Genomic DNA, 6,883 nt, shown 5'->3' on the forward strand with positions numbered 1-6,883 from the left:
CCGGATCGCGGATCACGATGACAACGGGCAAAGACCCCATCCTGAGACGATCACACGATCCGGTGCGGGGCCCCGGGTGGCCACCCGGGGCCCCGCAACCCGGCATCTCCACAATGCCACAAATCAAACAGACAATCCTGAGGCCGCGAAGCGGCTGAAGGATCTCGGGCGTGGGTCTCCGACCTCGGATGACACGGGTGTCATGGTCGGATGACACGGGTGTCATGGGTCGTGTCACCGCCCGAGATCCTTCGCCGCCGATGGCGGCTCAGGAGGACGCATTTCAATTATTCCGATGGTCGCGCGCCTTTGCGGCGACGCGAAGCGTCGCCGGGGGCGCGGGGGCTTTCCCCGGGACGGCCGGGCGGATACAGTGCGCGCAGGCTCGCGCCGCGCCATCGCGTGCGCGCCGGGCCGCCCCACACCCATTCATTCCCGCAGGGTCGTGTCCGTCCCAGAGGCTCCGGAGTTCCCCGCATGGCAGGCAGCGTCAACAAGGTCATCCTGATCGGCAATCTGGGCCGTGATCCCGAGTGCCGCACATTCCAGAACGGCGGCAAGGTCGCCAACCTGCGGGTGGCCACCACCGACACCTGGAAAGACCGCCAGACCGGCGAGCGGCGCGAGCGCACCGAGTGGCACAGCGTCGCCGTGTTCGGTCCGCTGGCCGACATCTGCGAGCGCTACCTGCGCAAGGGCAGCAAGGTCTATCTGTGCGGCTCTCTCCAGACCCGCAAATGGCAGGACCAGTCCGGCAACGACCGCTACACCACCGAAGTGGTGCTGCAGGGCCCCGGCGCCGAGATGACCATGCTGGACAGCCCGCGCAGCGGTGGCGGCGGCGGCGGCGGCGGCATGAGCAACGGCGGCGGCGGCTACGACCCCGGCCCGCAGGACGGCGGCGGCTACGGTGGGGGCTATGGCGGCGGCGGCGGCGGCGGTGGTGGTGGCGCCGGACGCGGCGGCGGCTGGGATTCGAGCCCGGGCCCCGGGTCCAACGACCCCGAGGACGACATTCCGTTCTGATACCAGCGGCGCCGGCCCAAGGGCCGGTATGACGTGATCCCGGTCCCGTGTGGGCTCACCGTCGCCCCTGAGCGCTTCGGCGGCGCCCGGTTGGGTCGGCGCCCAGCGCCCCGGGCGCCGGGGCCAGCACCTGCCGGTAGCCCAGCGCCTCGGCGATGTGGACCCGGCCGACGCCGTCCCGCCCCTCCAGGTCGGCCAGCGTGCGCGCCACCCTGAGCAGGCGGTGATACGCCCGCGCCGACAGCCGCAGGCGCTCGGCCGCCTCCGCCATCAGGGTGCGGCCGGCGGCGTCCGGCCCGGCCACCCGCTCCAGCGCCTCGCCGGCCAGATGGGCGTTGGCCCGCGCCCCGTCGGTCGCGGCCGCCCGGTCGGCCTGGGCCTCGCGCGCCGCCCGCACCCGCGCCGCCACCGGCGCGCTGGGCTCGGCGGGCGCGCCGGCGTCCATGGCGAAGGGATCCACCGGCGGCACCGTCACATGCAGGTCAATGCGGTCCAGCAGCGGCCCCGACAGGCGGTTGCGATAGTCCGCGCCGCAGCCGGGCGCCTTGGAGCAGGCCAGCGCCGGATCGTCCAGATAGCCGCATCGGCACGGATTCATGGCCGCGATGAGCTGCACCCGCGCCGGGTAGGTCACGTGGTTGTTGGCGCGGGCGATGCTGACCTGTCCGGTCTCCAGCGGCTGGCGCAGCGCCTCCAGCGCGGGTCGCGAGAACTCCGGCAGCTCGTCCAGGAACAGCACGCCGGTATGCGCGAGGCTGATCTCGCCCGGCCTGGCGCGCAGCCCGCCCCCCACCAGCGCGGGCATGCTGGCCGAGTGGTGCGGGTCGCGGAACGGTCGGCGGGTGATGAGCCGACCGTCATCCAGCAGCCCGGCCACGGAATGGATCATGGAGACGGCCAGCGCCTCGTCCGGCGCCAGCGGCGGCAGGATGCCCGGCAGCCGCGCCGCCAGCATGGACTTGCCCGCGCCCGGCGGCCCGGTCATCAGCATGTTGTGCCCGCCGGCGGCGGCGATCTCCAGCGCGCGGCGGGCGCTCTCCTGGCCCTTGACGTCGGCCAGGTCCAGGCGCGGGCCGAGGTCGGCGCGCGCCTCGGCATGGGGGCGGGCCAGCATCTGGGAGCCCTTGAAGTGGTTGATGAGGGCCAGCAGTCCGTCCGGGGCCAGCACATCCACGTCGCCGGCCCAGGCGGCCTCGCCGCCCTGCGGGCCGGGGCAGACCAGCCCCTTCTCGGTGCGCAGCGCGGCCAGCGCCGCCGGCAGCACCCCCGCCACCGGCGCCAGCGAGCCGTCCAGGCCCAGTTCGCCGAGGACCACCAGCCCGTCCATCTCCTCGGCCGGCAGCACGCCCATCACCGCCAGCACCGCGCAGGCCACGGGCAGGTCGTAGTGACTGCCCTCCTTCTGCAGGTCGGCCGGAGCCAGATTGACGATGATGCGCTTGGGCGGCAGCGCCAGCCCGATGGCCGTGAGCGCGGCGCGCACCCGCTCGCGGCTTTCCGCCACGGCCTTGTCGGGCAGGCCCACCATGATGAACGCCGGCAGCCCGCCGGTCAGCGAGACCTGGACCTGCACGTCCAGGACCTCGATCCCGGAGAAGGCGACGGTGTGGACGCGGGCGACCATGGGGCGGGCGTGTCGGGGCGCACAGTGAAACAGGCCATCAGCTTAAAGCGCGAGCCCCCGCCGGGGATACACGTTTTTTGAAATCCCTGAACAGCCGCGCATTCCTTTGCCGGACGGGGCTTGCAGCCCCGTCCGGACCGTTCTTCCTTCCGAAAGGGGTGAACCGATTCCGGGCGGGAGCACAACGCCCGCCCGGAATCAGTCCGCACGGATCCCGCGTCCCGCATCAACCCCACGCGCTTTTTTCAACCCCACCCCGGCCCTCCCCTATCCAGGGGAGGGAGGTAAGGTCGCACCCGGGACTCCCGGCGGTTGCCACCAGAGGCCACGTGGCCAAAATGAGAACTGCTGTTTGGCGGGCCGGCCTCACCCGCCCGCGTGCAGGCGGCGCCACTCGGTCTCGATGGCCGTCATCCACGTGGGATGGGGCTCGGGCAGCGTGGGGGCGCGGGCGTCCAGCGGCAGGGTGGCCGGCCCCAGCGGGAGCGCCTGGAAGCGCGCCCGGTCCTCCGCCGTGAGCCGGTCCATGGACAGCACGGTGTCGTCGCCCCACACATCGGGGTGCTGCTTCTCCGCCTGGGCCTCCGGCGACATCAGGAAGTCCGCCACGACCAGCGCCCCGGCCTTGGCGGGCGAGGTGGCGGGAATGGCGACGAAGTGCGTGTTGCCGATCATGCCGCCCCGGAACATGAAGGTCCGCACCCGGGGCGGGATCAGGCCCTGCGCGATGGCCGACGAGGCATCGGAGGGGTGGAAGCTGGGATAGACGTCCACCTCGCCGTCGGCCAGCAGGCGGCGCTGCTCCGGGCCGGAGCGCGGGAAGGCGCGGCCCTCGCGCCACAGGTGCGGGCGCATCTCCGCCAGCCAGGCCCACAGGGGCGCCGTGACGGCGTCGAAGTCGGACATCGGGCGGGCCAGCACCGCGGGGTCGGGCGTCAGGTCGTGCAGCATCTGCTTGAGCACGGTCGAGCCCAGGAAGTCGGGCAGCGCCGGATAGGTGAACCGACCCGGGTGCGCCCGGATCCAGGCCCCCAGATCCGCCAGCGTCGCGGGCGGCTCCGGCATGCGGGCGGGATCGTGGGCGAAGGTGAGCTGGCTCATCCCCCAGGGGCTCTCGTAGCCCTCGGTGGGCACGGTGAAGTCCACCGCGACCGTCGGCGTCTCCTCGGGATCCACGACGCGCCAGTGCGGCAGATCGGTGGCGTAGGGGCCGAACAGCAGGCCGGCGTCCTTGGCCGTCAGGAAGTTCTCGCCGTTGATCCACATGAGATCCACGGCGCCGCCCTCCTGGCGGCCGACGGCCTTCTCGGCCAGCAGGCGGGCGATCACGTCGGCGATGTCGGCGACCTTGACGTGACGCAGGGTGACGCCGAAGCGGTTTGCCACCTGGTCGCCGATCCAGGCGATGTGGCGGTTGATCTTTTCATCCCCGCCCCAGGCGTTCCAGTGCACGGTCTGGCCGCGCGCGGCGGCCAGAACGGCGTCCCAGTCACCGGGATCGGGGGCCGGGGCGGCGGCCCGGGCGGATGACAGGGGCAGGGCGGCCAGCGCGAGACCCGCCGCGCCCGCACCCAGCAGGCGGCGGCGCGACAGGGCGGGCGGATGGACGACGACGGACGACGGCATGGCGGCGGATCCCGGACGATGACACGGCTTCCGGGCCGGCCGGCCCGGGGTCCCTCCCATGTTGGGGGCCCCGGACCGGGTGGCAAGGCTTATCCCAACGGCCTCTAACGAGGGCCGTTCACGTCCGTGGCTGGCCCACTCCCCCGCCGCTGGTCTTACGCCGCGCGCACATCCGCCAGGAACTCCTCCACCATGGTGCGCAGGGTGGTGGACTGGCTGCGCAGGGTGCCGGTGGCCTCCAGCACGGAACTGGCGGCGACTCCGGCCTCCTGGGCGGCCTGCGAGACGCCGGTGATGGTGTGCGACACCTCGGACGTGCCGTGGCTGGCCTGCTGGACGTTGCGCGAGATCTCCGCCGTCGCCGCGTTCTGTTCCTCGACGGCCGAGGCGATGGCGGTGGTCGCCTCGTTGATGGTGCCGATGATCTCGGCGATGGAGCGGATGGCCTCGACGGCGGTCCGGGTCTCGGTCTGCACGGCCCCGATCTGACGGCCGATGTCCTCGGTCGCGCGGGCGGTCTGGTTGGCGAGGCTCTTGACCTCGTTGGCGACGACCGCGAAGCCCTTGCCGGCGTCCCCGGCGCGCGCCGCCTCGATGGTGGCGTTGAGCGCGAGCAGGTTGGTCTGATCGGCGATGTCGGTAATCAGGTTCACCACCTCGCCGATCTTCTGCGAGGCCTCGGCCAGCCCCGAGACCACGCCCGTGGTGCGGTCGGCTTCCGCGGCCGCATTGTTGGCGATGTCGTTGGTCTGCTGCACCTGCCGGCCGATCTCGTGGATCGAGGCGGCCAGTTCCTCCGCCGCCGAGGCCACGGTCTGGACGTTGCTGGAGGCCTCCTCCGAGGCCGACGCCACGGTGGTCGCCTGGCTGGTGGTCTGCTCGGCGATGGCCGCCATGCTCTCGGACGCCCCCTGCAACTGGGTGGTGGCCTCCGCCACCGCCTTCAGCACGCCGTGCACGCGCTCGTCGAAGCGGGTGTTGAGCGCGGCGATGCGCTCGGCGCGGGCCTCGCGCTGGCGGACCTCCTCCGCCTGCTCGGCGGCGAGCCGGTCGGCGGTTTCCATGCTGTCCTTGAAGACCTGCACGGTCTTGGCCATGTCGCCGATCTCGTCTCCGTGGTCCTGCGCCGGGATGGTCACGCCGTAGTCCCGGTCGGCCAGCCGGCGCATGGCGTCGGTCATGGCGCGGATCGGGTGCGTGATGCCGGCGCCGATGACCCAGGCGGCCAGGACGCCGAGGATGACGGCCACCGCGGCGATCACGATGGTCACAAGGATGGTCTGGCCGATCAGGGCCACGGCCTGCGGCCCCAGGGTGTCGCGGGCCTCCTTGGCGGTCTCGTTGAAGCCCTCGATGGCGCTGACGATGGTCGGTCCGATGACATCCAGGGTGTCGCGCATCAGCCCGTCACGCGCCGTGATGACGTCGATCAGTTCGACGAAGGCTTCGTGGTACTGTTCGTCCTGACCCACGGCCGCCTCGACCCGGGCCCGCATCTGCGGGTCGTCAAGAGCGGCGAGCAGCGCGGGCACGGCCGCATCGATGCTCTCCAGGTCCTGCAGCGCGCGCGCCGACTGGTCCGGATTGCCGGTGGCGACGAACCGGCTGGCGTGGATGCGGGCCTGCAACAGGTGTTGCAGCACGACGCCGGCCCGATAGGTGGCCTGGATGTCGCCCGCCGCGTCCGCCTCCTTCATCACCGCGGCCAGGGCGGCCTCGATGGCGGGGCCGACGGCCCGCATCAGGGTCACCAGGTCTTCGCGCCGCGTATCCAGGACGGTGACCTCCAGGAAGGCCGCCTCATAGGCGTCGATCTGGCGGTCCAGGTCGGCGAGCAGCGCCAGCACCTCGGGATCATCCGTGGCGTCGCGCGAGGCCTGATTGGCGGCCCGCGCCAGGGCGAAGTGCCGGGAGGCCGACTCGGTGTGCGCCGGGTTGCCGTCGATCATGAAATTCTTCACGTCCAGCCGGGCCTGAAGAAAGTTGGCCTGCAATTCGCCCACGGTGTGGGCGGCGGTCGCAACCGACCGATACTGGTTGACCCGTGTGTCCACGCTGAAGAGCTGGATGGTGGAGGCAATCCCGAGAACAACCATCAGGCCGAGACTGATCCCGAACCCGATATACAGCTTGGTGCCGATGCGTATGGATTTCAGCATAGTGTGTCCGCCCCTCCGAAGCGCCGCCTGACGCCCCCCCACGCAGCCCGCACGGCGTAGGTCCGGCGCCGTCATTGCCGCCCATCGGGAAGACGTGACGTCGCGATCCCAGCGAGGCCGGACGACCACACGCCCGGTTTGTCCGGTCAGACTGGTCCTCGCGCCCAACCGGGGCGGCTCGTCAGTCTAACACAGGCGAGGGTTTCTTTGAGAAACGCAAAGTTCGGCCAGCGGCCTTGCCATATATACAATGCTCAGGCCATGAGCAAGGGCTTTTTACTACATGCGAAACGAACCAAGCCTTAGATTAGGCTTGGTTCCTCAAATATAATATGTTTCTAATGTTAACGCCTGTTCGCAGCCGTTTCAAGGGGAAAGGCTTATCCCTTTGCTTCCGGCGCGATCAACATATCGTAGGAGATTGGGCCTTTGGTGGTGGCGATGCCCA

4 protein-coding genes are annotated in these 6,883 nt (G+C 71.0%); 1 reads left to right on the forward strand and 3 read right to left on the reverse strand.

From position 1 onward, the window contains the following. The first annotated feature begins 477 nt into the window (after positions 1 to 477). Positions 478 to 1,026: a single-stranded DNA-binding protein gene (gene ssb / locus GHC57_RS18415; RefSeq protein ID WP_153347016.1), complete on the forward strand. Its 549-nt coding sequence runs from the start codon at positions 478 to 480 to the stop codon at positions 1,024 to 1,026. A gap of 55 nt (positions 1,027 to 1,081) precedes the next feature. On the opposite strand, the gene GHC57_RS18420 is transcribed toward ssb, so the two are convergent. From GHC57_RS18420 to GHC57_RS18430, 3 genes are all read right to left on the reverse strand, one after another. Further along, positions 1,082 to 2,650, reverse strand: coding sequence for a YifB family Mg chelatase-like AAA ATPase (locus tag GHC57_RS18420; protein WP_153347018.1), 1,569 nt, complete (start codon positions 2,648 to 2,650; stop codon positions 1,082 to 1,084). 366 nt (positions 2,651 to 3,016) lie between these two features. Beyond that, positions 3,017 to 4,276 carry an ABC transporter substrate-binding protein gene (locus GHC57_RS18425; RefSeq protein WP_153347020.1) on the reverse strand — a complete coding sequence of 420 codons (1,260 nt, stop codon included), beginning with the start codon at positions 4,274 to 4,276 and terminating at the stop codon, positions 3,017 to 3,019. A gap of 155 nt (positions 4,277 to 4,431) precedes the next feature. Further along, entirely contained in the window at positions 4,432 to 6,435 is a 2,004-nt protein-coding gene (locus GHC57_RS18430; protein ID WP_170294968.1) for a HAMP domain-containing methyl-accepting chemotaxis protein, read from the reverse strand. Positions 6,436 to 6,883: the final 448 nt, after the last annotated feature.

Source organism: Roseospira navarrensis (assembly GCF_009601025.1).
In the GTDB taxonomy this organism is placed as follows: Bacteria; Pseudomonadota; Alphaproteobacteria; order Rhodospirillales; family Rhodospirillaceae; genus Rhodospira; species Rhodospira navarrensis.